The sequence below is a fragment of the Pseudonocardia sp. Ae331_Ps2 genome, from assembly GCF_001932405.1.
In the GTDB taxonomy this organism is placed as follows: domain Bacteria; phylum Actinomycetota; class Actinomycetes; order Mycobacteriales; family Pseudonocardiaceae; genus Pseudonocardia.
The window spans coordinates 83,413-85,168 of record NZ_MCIM01000002.1 but is presented as its reverse complement, the minus strand read 5'-3'; the positions used below and the strand labels follow the sequence as shown (position 1 = coordinate 85,168).

Genomic DNA, 1,756 nt, shown 5'->3' with positions numbered 1-1,756 from the left:
CGGCGACGACGCCCGGTTCCGCGCGGTCAACCCGGCCGACCTGCTGCGCGCCCGCCGATACGACGGGGTGTCCGGCACCGTCGTCGTCGGGTCCGAGGAGGGCGACGACGTCGCAAAGTCCGCCCGGCTCGTCGATCTCGCACGCTCGTCGGGGATGCAGGTCCGCCACCTCGTGCTGCCCGGCGGGCACTCCTGGGCCGTGGCCACCGCCGCCCTGCAGCTCGCGCTGCCCGACATCGCCGCCCGCACCGGCCTGCCCTGATCCCGCTCAGATGCCCACCTTCACCCAACCGGGGTGCAGCCCGGGAGGCAGGGCATTCCAGCTGATCCCGGTCTTGAGCACGAAAACGATCCCCGCCAGAGCGGCCCGATCCGGCACCCACTTGCGTTGCCTCAACAGTAAGGTGACGACGAGAGCCTACGGTGGTCACGGGTTGCCCTTGAGTAGGGCGAGGATTCGGTCGTTGAGGGCGTCGGCGTCGTCGGCGAGGAGGGTGAGGGCCTCCTCGAGGCTCGGCGTCTCCCGGCCTGCAGTGGCAGGCGCGGCCGCGCCGAGCGCCGGTGCGCGTGGGGCCGGCGTGGCCGTCTTGGAGTGTTCCCGATTTCTTTGACGCCGGTTTAGGCTGCCAAGTCGGTTATTTTCCTGAATCCTAGCTCGTATTCGGTGGGTGTCAAGTATTCGAGGGTGGAGTGCCGTCTGCGACGGTTGTAGTAGCTCTCGATCCACGCGAATGTCTGCTGTCGGACCTCGGTGACGTCGTTCCATGGCCGGGTGTGGATGAGTTCTTTCTTGTAGCTGGCGAAGAACGACTCGGCGACGGCGTTGTCGAAGCAGGTGGCGCGTCGGCCCATCGATCGGGCCACATTGTTGGCGGCGCAGAAGTCGGTGAACTCCCGGCTCGTGTATTGCGTCCCGCGGTCGCTGTGCATGATCACTCCGGCTGGTGGGCGGCGGGTGAGCAGGGCGGCGGCGAGGGCCTCGGTGATCAGGTTGGTGCGCAGGTGGTCGGCCACGGCGTAGCCGACGACCTTGCGGGAGTGCAGGTCGATCACGGTGGCGAGGTAGGCCCAGCCGTCGACCGTCTGGATGTAGGTGATGTCGCCGCACCAGCGGGTGTCGGGAGCCTCGGCGGTGAAGTCACGCCCGATCAGGTCCGGGGCGTCGATCGGGCGTAGACCTGCGACGGTCGTCTTGCGCCAGGTGTGAGGGTGGCGGCCTTGCAGGCCGGCGGCGCGCATGAGCCGCCAGACCCGCTTGCGGGCGGTCCGGTGGCCGCGAGCGACCAGCTCGGCCCACACCCGGCGCACGCCGGGGTCACCGCGCAGGTCGTGGTGGATCTCTCGGATCGTGTCGGTGAGCTCGGCGTCGGTGCGTTCCCGCTGGCTGGGTCCGGTCTTGAGCCACCGGTAGTAGCCCTGTCGGGCCACGCCGAGCTGGGCGCACATGAACGTGACCGGATACTCGCCCTCGGTTGCCCAGTCCGCGATCGCCGCGTATTTCACGGCTGTTCTTTCTCGAACCAGGTCGCTACTTTTTTTGCGAAGTCCCGCTCCATTCGCAGGGTCGTGTTCTCCTTGCGGAGCCGTTCCAGCTCGGCCCGCTCCGGTTCGGACAGGTCCGTGTCCGGGACCTGCCCGGATTCGCGTGCTTTCTTCACCCACTTGCCTAACGTCATCTCGTGGACGCCGATACTCTTCGCTACCTCGGCGATTGTTCGGCCGGAATCGAGGACAAGACTGACGGCCTGGTCCTTAT

Annotated in this window: 3 protein-coding genes and 1 pseudogene; 1 reads left to right on the top strand and 3 read right to left on the bottom strand. The window is 67.6% G+C overall.

The features are described 5' to 3' along the window. Positions 1-262 (top strand): hypothetical protein (locus Ae331Ps2_RS28805; RefSeq protein WP_371336475.1); only part of this gene is annotated, 262 nt, incomplete at its 5' end. Between the two features lie 36 nt (positions 263-298). Here Ae331Ps2_RS28805 and Ae331Ps2_RS28800 read toward each other — a convergent pair. From Ae331Ps2_RS28800 to Ae331Ps2_RS32820, 3 genes and pseudogenes are all read right to left on the bottom strand, one after another. Further along, a pseudogene (locus Ae331Ps2_RS28800) lies at positions 299-388 on the bottom strand (IS5/IS1182 family transposase); the annotation flags it as partial. A 230-nt stretch (positions 389-618) separates the two neighbouring features. Then, a complete protein-coding gene (locus tag Ae331Ps2_RS28795) occupies positions 619-1,503 on the bottom strand; it encodes an IS3 family transposase (RefSeq protein ID WP_075329840.1) in 885 nt (294 codons plus the stop codon). Next, the coding region (locus Ae331Ps2_RS32820) for a transposase (RefSeq protein WP_217695660.1) at positions 1,500-1,756 on the bottom strand (257 nt) is incomplete at its 5' end. The genes Ae331Ps2_RS28795 and Ae331Ps2_RS32820, both read right to left, overlap by 4 nt.